Source organism: Kitasatospora sp. NPDC058406, from assembly GCF_042722765.1.
Classification (GTDB): Bacteria; Actinomycetota; Actinomycetes; order Streptomycetales; family Streptomycetaceae; genus Kitasatospora.
In genome coordinates this window covers 1-16,968 of the sequence record NZ_JBHXKE010000117.1, presented here as the reverse complement: position 1 = coordinate 16,968, position 16,968 = coordinate 1, and the positions used below count along the sequence as shown (strand labels likewise).

The 16,968-nt window shown below is 73.9% G+C and carries 11 protein-coding genes; 5 read left to right on the top strand and 6 right to left on the bottom strand.

Annotation, left to right across the window (positions count from 1 at the left end; translation table 11 throughout):
• Positions 1–382 precede the first annotated feature (382 nt).
• The gene (gene eccCa, locus ACFWOG_RS22875) at positions 383–4,330 is read left to right on the top strand and encodes a type VII secretion protein EccCa (protein WP_380360652.1); all 3,948 of its coding nucleotides are present in this window, start codon (positions 383–385) and stop codon (positions 4,328–4,330) included.
• Positions 4,331–4,825: 495 nt separating this feature from the next.
• Complete coding sequence (locus ACFWOG_RS22870) at positions 4,826–6,238, top strand: APC family permease (RefSeq protein WP_380360650.1); 1,413 nt, start codon at positions 4,826–4,828, stop codon at positions 6,236–6,238.
• 91 nt (positions 6,239–6,329) lie between these two features.
• On the opposite strand, the gene ACFWOG_RS22865 is transcribed toward ACFWOG_RS22870, so the two are convergent.
• The 6 genes from ACFWOG_RS22865 to ACFWOG_RS22840 form a co-directional block, all read right to left on the bottom strand.
• Positions 6,330–7,595, bottom strand: coding sequence for a hypothetical protein (locus tag ACFWOG_RS22865; RefSeq protein ID WP_380360648.1), 1,266 nt, complete (start codon positions 7,593–7,595; stop codon positions 6,330–6,332).
• A gap of 176 nt (positions 7,596–7,771) precedes the next feature.
• A complete protein-coding gene (locus ACFWOG_RS22860) occupies positions 7,772–8,314 on the bottom strand; it encodes a SigE family RNA polymerase sigma factor (protein ID WP_329952540.1) in 543 nt (180 codons plus the stop codon).
• Between the two features lie 96 nt (positions 8,315–8,410).
• The gene (mycP, locus tag ACFWOG_RS22855) at positions 8,411–9,670 is read right to left on the bottom strand and encodes a type VII secretion-associated serine protease mycosin (protein WP_380360646.1); all 1,260 of its coding nucleotides are present in this window, start codon (positions 9,668–9,670) and stop codon (positions 8,411–8,413) included.
• A gap of 86 nt (positions 9,671–9,756) precedes the next feature.
• Positions 9,757–10,050: a WXG100 family type VII secretion target gene (locus ACFWOG_RS22850; protein WP_329952542.1), complete on the bottom strand. Its 294-nt coding sequence runs from the start codon at positions 10,048–10,050 to the stop codon at positions 9,757–9,759.
• Between the two features lie 76 nt (positions 10,051–10,126).
• Positions 10,127–10,426 (bottom strand): WXG100 family type VII secretion target, encoded by a 300-nt coding sequence (locus ACFWOG_RS22845; protein ID WP_329952543.1) that lies wholly within the window; start codon positions 10,424–10,426, stop codon positions 10,127–10,129.
• A gap of 186 nt (positions 10,427–10,612) precedes the next feature.
• Entirely contained in the window at positions 10,613–12,280 is a 1,668-nt protein-coding gene (locus tag ACFWOG_RS22840; RefSeq protein WP_380360643.1) for a type VII secretion protein EccB, read from the bottom strand.
• 170 nt (positions 12,281–12,450) lie between these two features.
• Here ACFWOG_RS22840 and eccE point away from each other — a divergent pair, with 170 nt between their 5' ends.
• The 3 genes from eccE (at position 12,451) to ACFWOG_RS22825 (ending at position 16,949) form a co-directional block, all read left to right on the top strand.
• Positions 12,451–13,845, top strand: a complete 1,395-nt coding sequence (gene eccE, locus ACFWOG_RS22835) for a type VII secretion protein EccE (protein ID WP_380360641.1) — start codon at positions 12,451–12,453, stop codon at positions 13,843–13,845.
• Positions 13,845–14,618 carry a hypothetical protein gene (locus ACFWOG_RS22830; protein ID WP_329877534.1) on the top strand — a complete coding sequence of 258 codons (774 nt, stop codon included), beginning with the start codon at positions 13,845–13,847 and terminating at the stop codon, positions 14,616–14,618. Before eccE ends, ACFWOG_RS22830 begins: the two co-directional genes overlap by 1 nt.
• A 129-nt stretch (positions 14,619–14,747) precedes the next feature.
• Positions 14,748–16,949 (top strand): MinD/ParA family protein, encoded by a 2,202-nt coding sequence (locus ACFWOG_RS22825; RefSeq protein ID WP_380360639.1) that lies wholly within the window; start codon positions 14,748–14,750, stop codon positions 16,947–16,949.
• The last annotated feature ends 19 nt before the right edge of the window (positions 16,950–16,968 follow it).

Here is a 16,968-nt window from a genome sequence, read left to right as displayed (position 1 = left end):
GTTTTCGGGGGGGGTTTGGGTCTCCCGCGGGCGGGGCGCGGGGGGCGGGTGCCCCCGGTGTCCGTCGGGGGCCGGGTTGCGGACCCGGTCCACCCGGGACGCACATTGACGAAGCGTCACTTTACCGTCCGGCTCGCGCCCGTCCTCGACGCAGGCCGGCGGACGGGTGGGCGGACGGCGGTGTGGCGGGGCGGGGCGCCCAGTAGGATCGGCCCCTGCGCGAGGCGACGGGGGCGGGGCCACGCTCCCCTCCCGGGTGCCTGCGGTCGGCGGAGCGGGGGCGGCGCCACACGGGGCGCCCTCACCCGTACGGATCCAGTGGCGTGAGGGCTGATGCCGTAGTGATCGAGCGAAGCGTTCGTGGTCGTGGGGTGGGGCGCGCATGGGCGTGATCACGGTGAAGCGGCCGCCCCGGGCCTATCCGCCGGCGGTGCCGGACGAGCCGGTGGAGCTGGTCGGCCCGCCCGAACTGCCCCGTTCGGGCGGCGAGGACTGGGTGATGGGCGTCCTGCCGATGCTCGGGATGGGCGGGTCTGCGGTCTTCTTCTTCTCTCCGGGCGCCCCGGCCCCGATGAAGATCATGGGCGGTCTGATGATCGTCTCGACGGTCGGCATGGTGCTCGCCCAGATCGTCCGCGTCCGCCGGGGCGGCTCCACCGCCACCGCGGACGAGCGCCGCGACTACCTCAAGTACCTGCAGCAGATGCGCCGCCAGGTGCGCCGGACCGCCGAGCGCCAGCGTGGCGCGCAGCTGTTCCTCAATCCCGAGCCCGACCAGCTCTGGTCGATCGTGGCGGACGGCCGGCGGATCTGGGAACGCCGCACCGGCGACGCCGACTTCGCACAGATTCGGGTCGGCCGGGGGCCGGTGCAGCTGTCCACCCCGCTGGTCGCACCGCAGACGGCGCCGATGGACGAGCTGGAGCCGCTCTCGGCGGCCGCGATGCAGACCTTCCTGAAGGCCCACGGCACCCTGCAGGACCTGCCGTTGGCGGTCTCGCTGCGGGCGTTCTACCACGTCACGGTGTGCGGGGACCCGGACACCGTGTACGGCAACGTACGGGCGATGATCGCCCAGTTGACGACGCTGCACTCGCCGGACGACCTGCTGGTGGCGGTGGCCGCGGCGCCGGGCGCGGCGGAGGAGTGGGAGTGGACCAAGTGGCTCCCGCACAACCAGCACCGCAAGGAGTACGACGGCGCGGGTTCGCGCCGGCTGACCGCCACCGGCCTCGGCGAGCTGGAGTTCCTGCTGCAGGACGAACTGGCGGGCCGCCAGCGGTTCGTCCGGGACGCCGCGCCGTCCCCTGACCAGCCGCACGTCGTCGTCGTGACGGACGGCGCCGCGGTGCCGCACGACTCCTTGCTGGCCGGCGCCGAGGGCGTGCACGGGGTGACCGTCATCGAGGTGGTTCCCGGTGACCTGGACGAGCCGACCGGGCATCTGATCATGACGGTCACGCCGGACACGCTGGTGCTCCGCTCGGCGTCGGGCGCGACGTACTCCGGCAAGCCGGACGTCCTGTCGGCCTGGCAGTCGGAGGCGCTCGCCCGCCAGCTGGCCCCGTACCGGGCGTCGGCCGGCGGCGACGACGAACCGCTGCTCTCCGACCTCGACTTCACCGACCTGATGAACTCGGGCGACCCGGGCTCCTTCGACGTGACCCGCAGCTGGCGCCGGCGGGCGCAGCACGAGCGACTGCGGGTGCCGATCGGGGTCGGGGCCGGCGGCGAGCACATCCACCTGGACATCAAGGAGGCCGCGCTGGAGGGCATGGGTCCGCACGGCCTGTGCGTCGGCGCGACCGGCTCCGGCAAGTCCGAGCTGCTGCGCACCCTGGTGCTGGCGCTGGCGATGACGCACACCTCGGAGACCCTGAACTTCGTGCTCGCCGACTTCAAGGGCGGGGCCACCTTCGCGGGGATGGCGGACATGCCGCACACCTCGGCGGTGATCACCAACCTGGAGGGTCAGCTCACCCTGGTCGACCGCATGCGGGACGCGATCGAGGGCGAACTCAACCGCCGCCAGGAGCTGCTGCACCGGGCGGGCAACTACGCCAACGTCCACGAGTACGAGCGGGCCCGGGCGGCCGGCGCGGCGCTGGACCCGCTGCCCTCGCTGGTGCTGATCATCGACGAGTTCTCCGAACTCCTCACCGCCAAGCCCGACTTCATCGACATGTTCATCCAGATCGGCCGGATCGGCCGGTCGCTGGGGGTGCACCTGCTGCTGGCCTCGCAGCGCCTGGAGGAGGGCAAGCTGCGCGGCCTGGACACCTACCTCTCGTACCGGATCGGCCTGCGCACCTTCTCCGCGGCCGAGTCGCGGGCGGCGATCGGCGTGCCGGACGCCTACCACCTGCCGCCGGTGCCGGGCGTCGGCTACCTCAAGTTCGGCACCGACGTGATGGAGCGGTTCAAGGCCGCGTACGTGTCCGGGCCGTACCGGGCGCCGGGGCAGCAGCGGTCGACCGGCGGCCGGCTGGTGACCGCGCGGCCGGTGGTGTTCACGGCGGCCGAGGTGGCGGTGTCGGAACCGCCGGTGCAGGAGGTCGAGCCGCTCGCCGAGGAGCAGGACGACGCCCTGGTGGACACCGTGCTGGACGTGTTCGTGCAGCGGATGGCGGGCCGGGGCCCGGCCGCGCACCAGGTGTGGCTGCCGCCGCTGGACGCGCCGCCGAGCGTGGACCAGCTGCTGCCGCCGCTCCGGACGACCCCGGAACGCGGGCTGACCGCACCCGGGTACGGGGCGCTGGGCCGGCTGCGGGTGCCGGTCGGCACCGTCGACCGCCCGCGCGACCAGAAGCGCGACATCCTCGACCAGGACTACGCGGGCGCGGCCGGCCACGGACTGGTCGTCGGCGGGCCCCGGTCCGGCAAGTCGACGGTGGTGCGCACCGCGGTGGCCGCGTTCGCGCTCACCCACACCCCGCTGGAGGTGCAGTTCTACCTGCTGGACTTCGGCGGCGGCGGCTTCCAGTCGCTCCAGGACCTGCCGCACGTCGGCGGGGTGGCCGGGCGGCTGGACGTCGAGAAGGTCCGCCGGACCGTCTCCGAGGTGCACGGCGTGCTGAACCGGCGCGAGGAGCTGTTCCGGGCGACCGGACTCGACTCCATCGCGACCTACCGCTCCCGCCGGGCGGCCGGACAGCTGCCGGACGAGCGGTTCGGCGACGTCTTCCTGGTGATCGACGGCTGGAACACCTTCAAGCAGGAGTTCGAGATGCTGGAGGGCGTGATCGGGGACATCGCCCAGCGCGGCCTCGGCTACGGCGTCCACCTGATCGTCACCGCCGCCCGGTACGCGGAGGTGCGGCCGGCGCTCAAGGACCTGCTGCAGAACCGGACCGAACTGAAGCTCGGCGACGCGATGGAGTCCGAGGTGGACCGCCGGGTGGCGCAGAACGTGCCGGCCGTCCCGGGGCGCGGGGTCACCGCGGACCGGCTGCACTTCCTCACCGGCCTGCCGCGGCTCGACGGGTCGAGCGCGGTGGACGACCTCCGGGACGGCGTGGCCGGACTGGTCGCGGCCGTCGACGCCGCCTGGACGGGCCCGCGCGCGCCGCAGGTGCGGATGCTGCCGACGGTGCTGGACGGCCACGCGCTGCCGAAGGGCTTCGAGCACCCCGAGCGGGGCGTCGCGTTCGGCGTCGACGAGGCGGAGCTGGCACCGGCCTTCGTCAACTTCGAGACCGATCCGCTGTTCATCGTCTTCGGCGACACCGAGTCCGGGAAGTCGGCGCTGCTGCGGATGCTGGTCAAGCAGATCACCGACCGGTACACCCCGGACCAGGCCGGCATCGTGGTGGGCGACTACCGGCGGGCGCTGCTCGGCACCGTGCCGCCGGACCACCTGGTGGAGTACGCGGCCGCGCAGCCGGCCATGACCCGGGTGGTCGAGATGCTGCGCGGGGCGTGCGCCCGCCGTCTGCCCGGACCGGACGTGACCCCCGAGCAGCTGCGCAACCGCAGCTGGTACAGCGGCAAGGACATGTTCGTCGTCGTGGACGACTACGAGCTGGTGGCCACCGCCTCCGGCAACCCGCTGGCCGCGCTGACGGAGTTCCTGCCGTTCGCCCGCGACATCGGTCTGCGGGTGATCGTGGCGCGGAGCGCGGGCGGGGCCGGCCGGTCGCTGTACGAGCCGTTCATGCAGCGGATGCGCGAGCTGGGCGGCCAGGGCGTGCTGCTGTCCGGCAACCGGGACGAGGGGGCGCTGCTGGGCACGGTCAAGCCGCAGGCGCTGCCGCCGGGCCGCGGGGTGTTCGTCTCGCGCCGGGTGACCGGCGGGCAGATGGTCCAGACCGGCTGGCTGCCGGCGTCGTGACGCGCCGGCGTGGCTATGCACGACGGACCCGACACAGGTGACGGAGGGTGATCGACGGGCCGGATCCGCGGGGGTCAGGCCCCGCCCCACGTCCCATCTGCTGAAACGTTACCTAGATCTTTACGCCGGAGGGCTGCGGTTCCCGCACCTCCCGGAACGGCGGGCGGGCCACCCGGGGGCGGCCGATCGACCTGTCCTGACGTCGAGACGCCGCCTTTGAATGGGCGCACGCAATCCCGCGTTCACCTTGGATTCAGACCCAGGGTGGCGAAGGTAACAAGTCGGGCATGCATAGTGATGACGATCTGTGATCATGAGATCGCATGCTTATGCCGTCGACCGCAACGGATTCCGAAGCAATTCGACGATTGACTCGATCGATACGGGCAAGGTTCCATGGCGGCCCGGGAGCGACAGAACCAGAAACCGAGCAACCAGCCAGCGGAGGCGATACCGCTCCCACTCCAGGACCGCACAGAGCCGATCGGAAGCCTCATGACCGACACGCTTCGCCCGCCACGCGCCGTAGCCCCCGCCACGGCGACCGCGGGCACCGCCGCCGCCCCGCAGACGCTCAAGCGCTCGATCGGCGTCGTGGGCGGCACGCTGCTCACGCTGTCCTGCGTCACCCCGGCCTCCACGCTCTTCGTGATCGTCCCGGAGCTGTTCTCCAGCATCGGCAGCGCCACCGCGCTGGCCATCGCGATCGGCTCGGTGCTCTGTATCGCGGTCGCCTTCTGCTACTCCGAGCTCGGCACCCTGATCCCCAGCGCGGGCGGCGAGTACGCGATGGTCGGCACGCTGGCCGGACGGCTGGCCGGCTGGCTGGTCTTCGTGCTCTCGCTGATCGTGGTGATGATCGTCCCCTCGGTGATCGCCCTCGGCACCGCCGACTACCTCGCGCCCGTGCTCCACGTCGACAAGCCGATCGCCGGCGCCGCGGTGATGCTCGCCGCCACCCTGGCCGGCCTGCTCGACCTGCGCGCCAACGCCTGGATCACCGGCATCTTCCTGGTCCTGGAGGTCATCGCCGCCGGGGTCGTCTCGGTGCTGGGCTTCGCCCACGCCAACAGCGACGCGCCGAGCATGCTGCACGGCGTCGTCACCGGCGAGGACGGCGTCACCACCACGGTGAGCATCGGCGCCGTCATCGGCGCACTCGGCATCGCGCTCTTCATCACCCAGGGCTTCTCCACCGCGGTCTACCTCTCCGAGGAGCTGGAGAACCCGCGCCGCAACGTCTCCCGCACCGTGCTGTGGACGCTGGGCATCTCCGCCGCCGTCATCCTCGTCCCGGTCACCGCGATCACCGTGGGCGCCCCCGACCTGGCGACGCTCAGCTCGGGCGACATCTCCGGCATGGTCACCGCCTGGAGCAACTCCGCGGTCGGCACCTTCATCAGCCTCTGCGTCGCCCTGGCCATCATCAACGCCGGCATCGTCATGGTCATCCAGAACTCCCGGGTGCTGTTCGCCTCGGCCCGCGACAAGGCCTGGCCCGACCCGGTCAACAAGGCCTTCGCCACCCTGGGCCGGTTCGGCTCCCCGTGGGTCGCCACCCTGGCCGTCGGCCTGCCGGGCGCCGCGCTCTGCTTCGTCGAGGGCGAGCTGCTCAGCGAGATCACCGGCGTCGCCGTCACCGGGATGTACCTGCTGGTCGCGATCGCCGCGCTGCTCTCCCGCCGCGACCGGCACAAGCACGCCGCCGCCTGGCGGATGCCGCTCTGGCCCGCCGTCCCGGTGGTCCTGATCGTCGTGCTGATCTACATCATCACCCAGCTCGACACCGTGCCGCTGCTGTGGACCGGCGGCATCACCGCGGCCGCCACCCTCTACTGGCTGTTCTACCTGCGCCCCCGGCAGGACACCCGCTGGGTGATCAGCCTCCCCGAGGACCAGCAGGGCTGATCCGACCGGAACCCGACCTCCCCCCTCCCCCACGCGGCAGTGCCCCGGGCCCCCCGGCCCGGGGCACTGCCGTGTCGTGGCCCGGCCGCCGCTACTTCTTGAGCTTCCACTGCGGGGCCGTGGCGACCGCCTTCAGCTGCTCGACGGTCAGCGCCGGGGTGGCCCGGGTGGCCGGGGTGCGCAGGCCGGCGCTGTTGAAGGCGCTGATCACCACCCGCAGGCCGTCCGCGTGGAGGGTGTCGACCGTCCACATGCCGCCCTGCTTGAGGACGGTCACCCGGGTGCCGTCCGGGAGCCTCTCGGCGTTGCCGAACAACTGCTCGACCGCATTGTCATGGCTCCCGTCCTGCACGTTGACCTGCACCAGGGACTTGCCCTTGCCGTCGTCCACCACGAAGTCGGCGAAGCCCGGCTGGCCGCCGGTCTCGGCCTGCTTCAGACCGGCCGGCAGCAGCCCGGCGGTGATCGCCAGGATCTCGTCCTTGCCGTACTCCTCGGTGTCGCGCGGCTTCACCGGCGCCGGGAGGGGGATGCCCGCGACGATCCGGTCCCAGGACTTGCCGGTGACCACCGCCGTCAGCTGCTCGGGCGTCAGCGGCGGGGCGGGCCGGGAGACCGGCGCCCCCTTCGCGGCCGGGGCGTTCCACTCGGTCAGCTGGACCATCCGGCCGTCCTGGCCGACCAGCCGGGCGAACCACCGCTTGGTCTCGGCCCGGTTGTCGGGGTACTCGTAGCCCTGGAACACGGTCAGCGAGCCGCCGCCCGGCAGGGCGGTCGAGGTGCAGGCGTCGAACCGCATCGCCTTCCGGTCCGGGCAGCCGTTCTCCGTACGGCGTGCGTCGCCCTCCCCGTACCGGTCCAGCGAGAGGCTCAGCACGGACCCGCCCTTGCCGTCGTCGAAGAGCAGCGGCCCGGCGGCCTCACCGGTGCCGGTGACCTTGCCCGCGGGCAGCAGGGTCCGGAGGACGGCGATCGCCTCGGGGACGGAGTAGGCGCGGGCCGGGGCCCCGTCCTGGCCTCCCTGGCCTCCCTGGTCGCTCTGGTCGGTACCGGTGCCGGTGCCGGTGGCGCTCACGCTCGCGGTTCCGCCGCCCGCCGCGGGTGCGATCTGCGGCGCGGTGGCCGGGGAGCCTCCGGTGCCCCCGGTGCCGCCGGTGAGGTACATCGCGCCGGTGCCGACCAGGGCCAGCGCGACCGCGCCGCCCAGCGCCGCGGTGGCCGAGCGCCGGCGGCGGAGCCGGCGGCCCCGGGCCAGGCCACCGACCGCCAGCGCCTGCCGGCCCTCGCCTCCGAAGCCCTCACCCGTGCGGGTCATGGCGAAGAGAAGATCATCCTCGAACCTGTCCTGTTCGGACATGCGTGATCACCGTTTCAATAGGCGGCGGGTGGTGGCGGGTGGCGGGTGGCACCGGGCGTCGGTGCGAGCGCGGGGCCAGAGGGGCGCCGGGCAGCGGTAGGGCGGGGGGCTCGGTGTGCGGTGTGCGGTGTGCGGTCAGGAGACGTCCGGAAGCGACAGGAAGCGTCAAGGATCGGTCATCGAACGGCGAGCTCGGCCAGCGTCTCCCCGAACTGCGCCCGCAGCCGGGCCAGCGCCCGCGTGGTCCGGGTCCGGACCGCTCCCGAGGAGACCCGCAGCACCTCGGCGGTCTCCTCGACACTGCGATCCTCCCAGTAGCGCAGCACCAGCACCGCCCGGTCCTTGGGCGGCAGCCCGCCGAGCGCGTCGAGCAGGGTCAGCCGCAGCGCGCGGTCCGCCTCCCGGCCCGCACGCTCGGGCAGCTCGCCGGTGGGCCGCTCCCCGCTGGAACGCCGGCGCTGCTGGGCGAGGAAGGTCCGCACCATGACGGTGTGGGCGTACGCGCCGGGGTTCTCGACCCGGTACCGCCCGCCGGTCCAGGCACTCCGGCGCCACAGCACGTACATCCGCCCGAGGGCCTCCTGGACGAGGTCCTCCGCGTAGTGGGTGTCCCCACTGGTGAGCAGGCACGCCGAGCGGTACAGCCGCCCCGTGTGGCCCGCCACGAGCTCCAGGAACTCCCCGTCCTTGGCCTCGCGCGTGCCCCCGGTCCGTCCCATCCGACGTGCCTCCCCCGCCCGCTCACTCCCCCGACACGGGAGGGATGCGATGAGCGGGGCCGGATGTTACAGCCCGACCGGAAAAGATTCCGGAACTCAGTCCGAGGGCCCGCGGCGGTGGTCGCGGAGCACCACGGCGCCGCCGATCACCAGGGCCACCAGCAGGGCGCCGACACCCAGCACGTAGGTGGCGGTCCGGCCGTCCCGGTCGGCCCGGGTCTCGCCGAGACCGGGCGGCCGCGGCACGATCGGGGCGGCGGCCAGCCGGACCGGCGGATCCTCGGTGGCCCGGTCCGGCGGCGCGACGGGCGCGGTGGCCACGGCCTTCACCGGGTCGACGACGCCCCACCCGACGTACTCGTTGGGCTTGTGGTCGGTACGCTGCGCGGTCTGCTCGATCCAGGCCCGCACCTGGCTCGGCCGCCAGTCCCCGTGCGCGCCGACCAGCAGCGCGGCCAGCCCGGCCACGTACGGCGCGGCGAAGCTGGTGCCGTTGTCCACGCACTGGCCGCCGCGCGGGACGGTGGAGAGCATGTCGACGCCGGGCGCCGCGACGTCCACGAAGTCGCCGTACTGGGAGAAGTAGGTCCGCTCGTTGTTGCGGTCCGAGGCGCCGACGGCGAGCACGGTCGGGAAGGCCGCCGGGTAGGTGTCGCCCTTCCTGCCGTCGTTGCCGCTGGAGGCCACCACCACCGCGCCCCGGCTCTCGGCGTTCTCGATCGCGGCCTTCAGCTCGGCGTAGCCGACGAACCCGCTGTCGCCCGCGCCGCGCACGTCCTGGGAGATGTTGACGACCCTCGCGCCCTGCCGGACGGCCGAGTCGATCGCCTCGACCAGCGAGTGGACGTCCCCGTTGCCCTCCGCGTCGTTCTGCCGGATCGACAGGATGGTGGCGCCCGGGGCGATGCCGACGAAGCCGGTCTGCTCGCTGCGCCCGGCGGCGATGATGCCGGCGACCTTGGTGCCGTGCCCGACCAGGTCGTTCTTGCCGCCGCCCTCGATCCGGCGGCCCTCCTTGTCCTTCAGCAGCGATCCGCCGTCGATCACCCGGTGCGCGAGCTGCGGGTTCTGGTCGTCCACCCCGGTGTCGATGACCGCGACCAGCACCCCCGCGCCGGTGGTCGCGCCGCCCTGCCAGAGCTCGTCCAGCACCATCCGCTGCAGGGACCATGGCACGGCCTGCACGTTCGGCGCGGACCTGCCGCAGTCCCCGGCCGCGGCGATGCCCGGTCCGGCGGCGGCACCCGGTCCGGCGGCGACCGCCGGGGCCACCGCCGGGCCGCCGAGCACCGCCAGCGACGCCAGCGCCACGGCCGCCGTCCGGTACCTGGCCACCGGCACCCTGCCACCCCTCATGTCGTCCACCCCGGTTGCGCGCCAGGGGCGGGTGCCCGCCGGGCAACCCGCCCCTCGTCGAGTCGTGCTCGGGCCGCAGCCCGCCGTCAACCCGTCCAGAGGGTGGCGTTGCGGTTCTCGGTGTTCTGGTAGCTCTCGGCCGCCTTGTCCAGGGAGTTGGCGATCTGCGCCAGCACCTGCTGCAGGTGCGCGGCGCGCTCGTCCCACTTCGTCTGGTGGGCCTGGTAGCCCTGCTGGGCGACGCCCTCCCAGCTGGTGGCGATCTTGGTGACACCCGCCTTCAGCTCCTCGAGCTGGGCGTTGATCGTCTGCGCGGTCCGCCGGACCTCGGAACTGGCGCTCTTGATGGTGCTGAAGTTGACGAGAATGTGTTCGGCCACGATGTCTCCTAGTCGAGGCTGCGAAGCACCCCATCACCCGAGGGGCGCGTCGCCGGGTGAGCGGACGGAACGGGGATCAGACCGTGCCGGCGCCGAAGGTCGCCTGCTGCTCCGCGTCGGCCTGCGCGTACTTCTGGGTCGTGAGCTCGATCGCTTCCTTGATCGCCACCAGCGACTTGTTGAGCTCCTGGGCGTCCGTGTTGAACTGGCCCTGGAGGTTCGTGTACGCCTGCGCGGCCTGCCCCTGCCAACCGCTGGTGATCGAGGTGACCAGGTTGTTGAGGCCGTTGATCTCGGTGTTGATCGCGCCGATGACCTCGTCCATGTGCTTGGTGAACGCCAGCATCTCCTGAGCGGTCGTCCTGAACTGACCCATGCTCCACCGTCCCCCACGAGACAGACCCTGTGTCCGGGGCGCCGGTTCCGAGCCCCCCGCGCATCACCGGTGTGATGTCCTGCAGCACTGTAGTCGGCACACGCAGCTCACCCAACCTCGCGCGGGGGCCGGTTACCAAGCCATGACATCACGTCAGTTTCCGTGCCCTGAAAGGCGATAGACCGATCATGCGTTCTGCTGCTGAGCTGCGCTCCCGGCATTGAGCGCGGGGCCGGCCGGCACCAGGTTCGACCACTGCCGGGGGACGGGGGCCGGCTGCAGGCCCTGGTAGCCGAGCCGGGCCTGGTTGCCGCCCGCCTCCTCCGCGGCCGGGGCCCCGGACTGTCCCGACGAGGCCGACGAGGCCGACGAGGCCGACGGGACCGGCTGGGCCGACGCCGCGGCCTGACCGCCCTTGCCGCTGTCGCCGCTGGCCGGCACCGCGTACCGCAGGCCCGTCTCGGTGATCAGGAAGTCGGTGCCGGAGCCGTCCGTCCCGTTGTCCAGCGCCCGGTAGAACAGGCCGTGGCCGGGCGTCACGTGCGCCGACGCCGCCCCGTTGCCGTACCGCGCCGGATAGTCCGGGCCGGCCCAGACGCTGCGCCGCGGGGACCTGCCGTCCTCCGCCACCCCGTCGAAGGTGCTGCAGACCACGGCCCTCGCGTCCTTCTGCGCCTGCCAGTCGTTGACCGGGGCACCCGTCCTGGTGGGCCAGTCGGCGGCGCCGTCGGCCGTCAGCGGAGTGCTGCTGTTGAGCGCGGCGTGCTCGGCCGGGGTGATGTCCTCGATCCGCGGGTTCCGGTTGGCGTCCTGGTCGTACAGCGGCTGCAACAGCGGGTTCTGCCTGATCAGTTCGGCCTGGAACGGGGTGATCAGCAGCAGCCGGCTCCTCCCCACCACGTAGTGCCGGTCACCGAACCGGACCAGCCGGCCCACCTTGCGGTTCTCCGGATTCTGCAACGCCACGGAGGAGTTGGGGGCCTTGGTGTCCGGCACCAGCCCGTCGATCCGCGGGAAGACGATGTCACTGCCCGGCGCCAGCGTGTCCAGCCAGTCCTTCTTCACCTTCTGCGGGCTGGCGGTCGCCCCGAAGACCGCCCCCATCAGCTGCGTCCGCGTGGCGTCCGAGTCCTCCGGACCGCCGATCGCGTGCCTCCGGCCCTTCGAGTCCACCAGGAACAGCCTCAGCCGCCCCCCGCCCGCACCGGCCTGCCCGGAGCGGGCCGCCACCTGCGGGTCGTCCGCCTGCTGCACCAGCAGCGCCTGGTCGACGTCGAGCAGCCGGTCCGGCGCCTCCAGCGCCCGGGCGTCGGCGCCGCCCGCCACGAAGACCGCCTGGTTGACCGTGTTCCCCCCGTCGTCCGCGCCCGGACGGTCGCAGACCGACCACTTCATCGGCCGGCTCGCGTTCTCCCTCGACGGCAACTTGTCCGGGGCGTAGGGGATGCCGATCGTCGGACCGTGGTTGGGGTACTTGTCGAGCACCCCGTCGGCGACCACCACCACCTTGGCGCCCACCGGCAGCACCAGCCGCGCCGACGACATGTTCAGCACCTGGTGCAACCGCTTGGTCCGGCCGTCCGGATCGGTCAGCACGACGTACCGGGTGGTGCTCTGCTTGCCCTGGACGATGAACCTGCCCTCGTCCCAGCCGAGCGGCGCGCTCGGCCGGAACACCCCCCAGAGCCCGAAGCCACCGACCACCAGCGCCCCGACGACCACGCTCGGCAGGACCGCCCTCACCGGACGCGGCGCGTCCTCGTCGCTCCCCCCGCCACCGGGCAGGAGGAAGGCTCCGACCGTGCGCCTGCGGGCGAAGGTGTAGGCGTTCAGCTCGTCCCGACGCGATGCCATGCTCGTCGTCCCCCCTGTCAGACCGACCTGCCCCGTGGTCCGCATCCGCCGGGCGAGAACGTGCTCGAACCTCTACGATGCGGCAGCAGACGGTGAGTACGGTACGGGCACGGATCACGAACGGGCCAGCGGGACAAGACAACTGACTTAGCGAAAGGGGCCACCGGGGGATGCCAGGCCAGACCGCTCCAGGACGTCGCAGCACGGCACGCAACAGCGGACCACACCGCCCCGGACCCCGCCCGCAACCCGGCCCCGGCACCTCCGCCGCCCCGACCCGCCCCGACCCGGCCGACGGCCCCGTCCCGGTCCGCATCCACCCCCGCCCCGGGCTCCTGGGCGGTCGCCTGGCGCTCCACCAACTGGTGCTCGTCGAGGTCGCGTCGGCACTGGCCGCAGTCGGCTGGACGATCAGCCGACCGGTCGCCGCCGCGTTCGGCGCGATCGCCCTGGCCCTGCTCGTGCTCGCGGTCGTCCCGGTCCGCGGCCGCACCGCCCCCGAGGCGCTGCGGGTCCGGGCCGCCCTGCGGGCCCGCCGGAAGCGCGCCCGGGACGACGCGCCGCCGGCCGGCACCGACCCGGCGCTCGCCCCCGCGCTGGAGCTGGAGCCCGCGCTGCGCACCTGCACCCACACCACCGAGGCGGCCTTCGGCGGCCGTCCGGTCCGCCGGGAGACCGGCATGGTCGGCGACGGCACCTTCCTGAGCACCGTCCTGCTCGTCCAGACCAAGGACCGCCCGCTGCGCCCCGCCCGCACCGCCCGGCCGCTCCCGCTGGACGTCGTCTGCTCCGTGCTGCGGGTGGACGACATCACCCTGGAGTCGGTCCAGCTGGTCCAGCACACCCGGCCGGCGCCCGCGCCGCACCTGCCCGAACAGTCGCTGGCCGCCCGCGCATACCGGGAGCTGCCGGACGGCGCAGCCACCCCCGGCCTGCGGCTCACCTGGGTGGCGCTCAAGCTCGACCCCGAACGGGCGGCCACCGCGGTGCGCGCCCGGGGCGGCGGCGAGGAGGGCGCCCGCAAGGCACTCCAGCGGGTCACCGACCAGCTCGCCGGGCGTCTGAACAGCGCGGGCTTCGACGCGACCGTGCTCGACGAGCGCGAGCTGATCGCCGCACTCGCCACCGCCGCCTGCGTCAACCCCCTGGCCACGGCCGGCCGCCGGGGCACGGGCGGCGGCGGCAGCGGGCGGCGCACCCAGGAGGGCAACCGGTTCTGGCGGGTCGACGACCGCTGGCACAGCACCTACTGGATCTCCCGCTGGCCGCAACTCGGCCGCCCCGGCGGCGCCCCCGGCCGGATCGCCGTCCCCGACCTGGTGAACCTGGTCACCGGCGCACCCGCGCTGGCGAGCACCTTCAGCCTCACCGCCGGGCACGGCACCGGCGGCTCGGTGACGCTCAGCGGCCACGTCCGGGTGACCGGGCGCAGCGAGAGCGAGGCCGTCCGGATCGGACGCCGGGTCGAGGCCCGCGCGCAGGGCGCCGGCCTGGGGCTGACCCGGCTCGACCTGGAGCAGGCCCCCGGCGTGCTCGCCACCCTCCCGCTGGGAGGTACCGCCTGATGGCGTACCAGGGCTACCGGCCGACCGGTGCGCCGACCGGAGCCGGGCGGCGGCCGAGGATCCCGTCCCGGCTGCTGCCCGGCTTCGGGCTTCGCGGCCCGCGGCGGGAGAAGCACGTGCTGGCCGTCGGGGATCTGGCCGCGCTGGCCTTCCCGGTCGGCGACGACGGCGTACTGATCGGCCAGGACGTGCACCGGGCGCAGCCAGCCGTGCTCGGACTGTTCCGGCCCGGCGCCTACGACCTGGTCCTGGTCGGCGGCGTCTGGACGGCGCAGGTCATCGCGCTGCGGGCGGCCGCCACCGGCGCCCGGGTCGCCGTGGAGACCGCCCGCGCCCACCTGTGGGGCCCGCTCGCTCAGGCCGCCGGCGGCGGTCAGCCGTGCGTCACCGTCCACCAGGTCGGCAGGCTCGGCCCGCAGGGCGCCTCGGTCACCTCGCCGGTCCTGGTGGTGCGCGACCTCGGCGCCCGCCCGCCCGGCAGCCGGCTCTCCGCCACACCCTGGCAGACCACCCTGACCGTGCTGCCGTACCTGGGGCCGAACGCGGCCCGGGTGCTCAACGCGGCCGACCTGGTCGGGGTGCAACGGGTCTCGCCGCAGGAGGCGGAGCTGATCGGCCGGGTGCTGTCGCTCGGCCCGCCCGAGGTCGGGGCGCTGCCCACCCTCGCCGAGGACCTGACGCTCTGGACGACCCGGATGAGCCGGCAGTACGTACGGGTCGTCGCGGGGCAGGCGGAACGGCAGGTCCTGGGCGGCCCGCGGCGGATCGACTGACCCGGCCGATCCCGGTCGCGGCCCGGTCGGAGATGAGATACCGCCTTCAGTGGGGGGTGGCTCACGGCCTAGGCTGTGATGCGGCAACGGCACCGCGAACGTGCGGCGGCGAACACGAGGGAGCCTCAGGTGAGTAGCGATCGGGACGGCGTCTACGTCGGCGACAACGCGGCGGAGGACGACGACGACTGGTCCGACGCGCCCGACTACACTCCCCCGTCCTGGTACGTGCAGACGGACGCCCCGGGTGCTCCGGCGGCTCCCGGTCCGGCTCCGACGCCTGCCCCCGCCCCTGCCGCCGCCCCGACGGCAGCGGCTCCGGTGGCGCCGCCCGCGCCGGCTCCGGCTCCGGTTCCGGCCGTCGAGCCCGCTCCGCAACCCCAGCCGCCGGTCCAGCCCCAGTTCCAGCCGCAGCCGGCGCCCGCGCCGGCCGTCCCGGCCGCACCCACCGCCGGGATAGCGGCGCCGCACCCCCCGTTCGCCGCTCCGCCGACCCACCCGGCCGTGCCCGCGCCCGCCCCGGTTCCCGCCCCGTACGCGGAGCAGCCGCCGGCCGTCGCCCAGCCCTGGCCCGCGGCCGACCCGTCGGTGCAGCCGCAGCCCTACCCCGGTGGACCCCACCCGCCTGCGCCCGCCCCGGCGCCGCTGCCGGCGCAGCCGGCCCTGCCGTACCCGGACCCGCAGCAGCAGGCCCAGGGGTACCCGCAGGCCCAGCCCCAGCCTCAGCCGTACTCCCAGCAGGCCCAGCAGGTGCAGCAGCCGCAGGACCCGCAGGCCGCCGCCTGGGCCGCCGCGCAGCAGGCCGCCCAGCAGGCCCCGGCTCCGCAGGCCGGCCCGCAGGCCGCCGCCGACCCGCGCGCGGCCGGCTGGCCCCAGCCGAACACCTACCAGCAGCAGCCCCCGCAGCCGGGTCCGGGCCTGCCCGCCCAGCCCTGGCAGCAGCAGCCCGACGCCCCGCAGGCGCCCGCCGCGATGCAGCAGTCCGGGGCCCCGCAGCAGACCGCGCACGGCGCCCCGCTCGGCTACACGGCCGCCGTCGAGCTCTCCTCGGACCGCCTGCTGCGCAGCCAGCCGAAGCAGCAGCGCCAGCAGCCGCGGTTCCAGTTCGGCGGCAAGGCCGCCGCCGCCGAGAAGTCCCGCAAGCTGGAGATCATCCGCACCCCGGTGCTCAGCTGCTACCGGATCGCCGTGATCAGCCTCAAGGGCGGCGTCGGCAAGACCACGACCACGACCGCCCTCGGCGCGACGCTGGCCAGCGAGCGCCAGGACAAGGTGATCGCGATCGACGCCAACCCGGACGCCGGCACGCTCGGCCGCCGGGTCAAGCGGCAGACCGGCGCGACCATCCGCGACCTGGTGACGGCCATCCCGCACCTGCGCAGCTACATGGACATCCGTCAGTTCACCTCGCAGGACCTGCACTCGGGCCTGGAGATCCTGGCGAACGACGTCGACCCGGCCGTCTCGACGACCTTCAACGACTCGGACTACCGGCAGGTCATCGACGTGCTGGGCCGCCAGTACCCGATCATCCTGACCGACTCCGGCACCGGCCTGCTGTACAGCGCGATGCGCGGGGTGCTGGACCTCGCCGACCAGCTGATCATCGTCTCCACCCCCAGCGTGGACGGCGCCTCGTCCGCCTCGACCACGCTGGACTGGCTCTCCGCGCACGGCTACGCCGATCTGGTGCAGCGTTCGATCACCGTGGTCTCCGGAGTCCGCGAGACCAGCAAGATGATCAAGGTCGAGGACATCGTCGCGCACTTCCGGACCCGCTGCCGGGGCGTGGTCGTGGTGCCGTTCGACGAGAGCCTGGCGGCCGGCGCCGAGGTCAACCTCGACATGATGCGGCCCAAGGTCCGCGAGGCGTACTTCGACCTCGCCGCGCTGGTCGCCGAGGACATCGTCCGCGCCCAGCAGGCCGCGGCCCAGCAGGCGAGCTGGCAGCACCCGGGCGCACAGCAGTACGCCGCCGCACCGCAGCCCTACGCCCCGCAGCAGCAGCCGGCCCAGCAGCCCGGCCCGCTCCACCCGGACCCGCAGCAGCAGCCGTACCCGCACCAGCAGCCGGTGCAACCGTGGCAGCAGCCGGGCCCCCAGCCCGTCCCCGGTGCTCCCTGGGCGCAGCCGGGCCAGACCCCGCCGCCGGCCGGCTACGGCTACCCGCCGCAGGGTCCGCCCCAGCCGGCGCCGGAGTGGCAGCAGCCGCAGCAGCCCGCGCCGCCGGGCGGTGGATACGGCTACCCCCAGCCCGACGGCGGCCAGCAGCCGCCGCCCGCCGGGTACGGCTACCCGCCGCCGCCCGCACCGCCCCAGCAACAGCAGTAGGAGCAGCAGGGGAGCGCAC

Coding starts and splice junctions, on each gene's coding strand:
- mycP (WP_380360646.1), bottom strand. CDS start 9,670: ATGAGGGGTGGCAGGGTGCCGGTGGCCAGGTACCGGACGGCGGCCGTG.
- eccCa (WP_380360652.1), top strand. CDS start 383: ATGGGCGTGATCACGGTGAAGCGGCCGCCCCGGGCCTATCCGCCGGCG.
- ACFWOG_RS22860 (WP_329952540.1), bottom strand. CDS start 8,314: ATGGGACGGACCGGGGGCACGCGCGAGGCCAAGGACGGGGAGTTCCTG.
- eccE (WP_380360641.1), top strand. CDS start 12,451: ATGCCAGGCCAGACCGCTCCAGGACGTCGCAGCACGGCACGCAACAGC.
- ACFWOG_RS22830 (WP_329877534.1), top strand. CDS start 13,845: ATGGCGTACCAGGGCTACCGGCCGACCGGTGCGCCGACCGGAGCCGGG.
- ACFWOG_RS22865 (WP_380360648.1), bottom strand. CDS start 7,595: ATGTCCGAACAGGACAGGTTCGAGGATGATCTTCTCTTCGCCATGACC.
- ACFWOG_RS22870 (WP_380360650.1), top strand. CDS start 4,826: ATGACCGACACGCTTCGCCCGCCACGCGCCGTAGCCCCCGCCACGGCG.
- ACFWOG_RS22840 (WP_380360643.1), bottom strand. CDS start 12,280: ATGGCATCGCGTCGGGACGAGCTGAACGCCTACACCTTCGCCCGCAGG.
- ACFWOG_RS22845 (WP_329952543.1), bottom strand. CDS start 10,426: ATGGGTCAGTTCAGGACGACCGCTCAGGAGATGCTGGCGTTCACCAAG.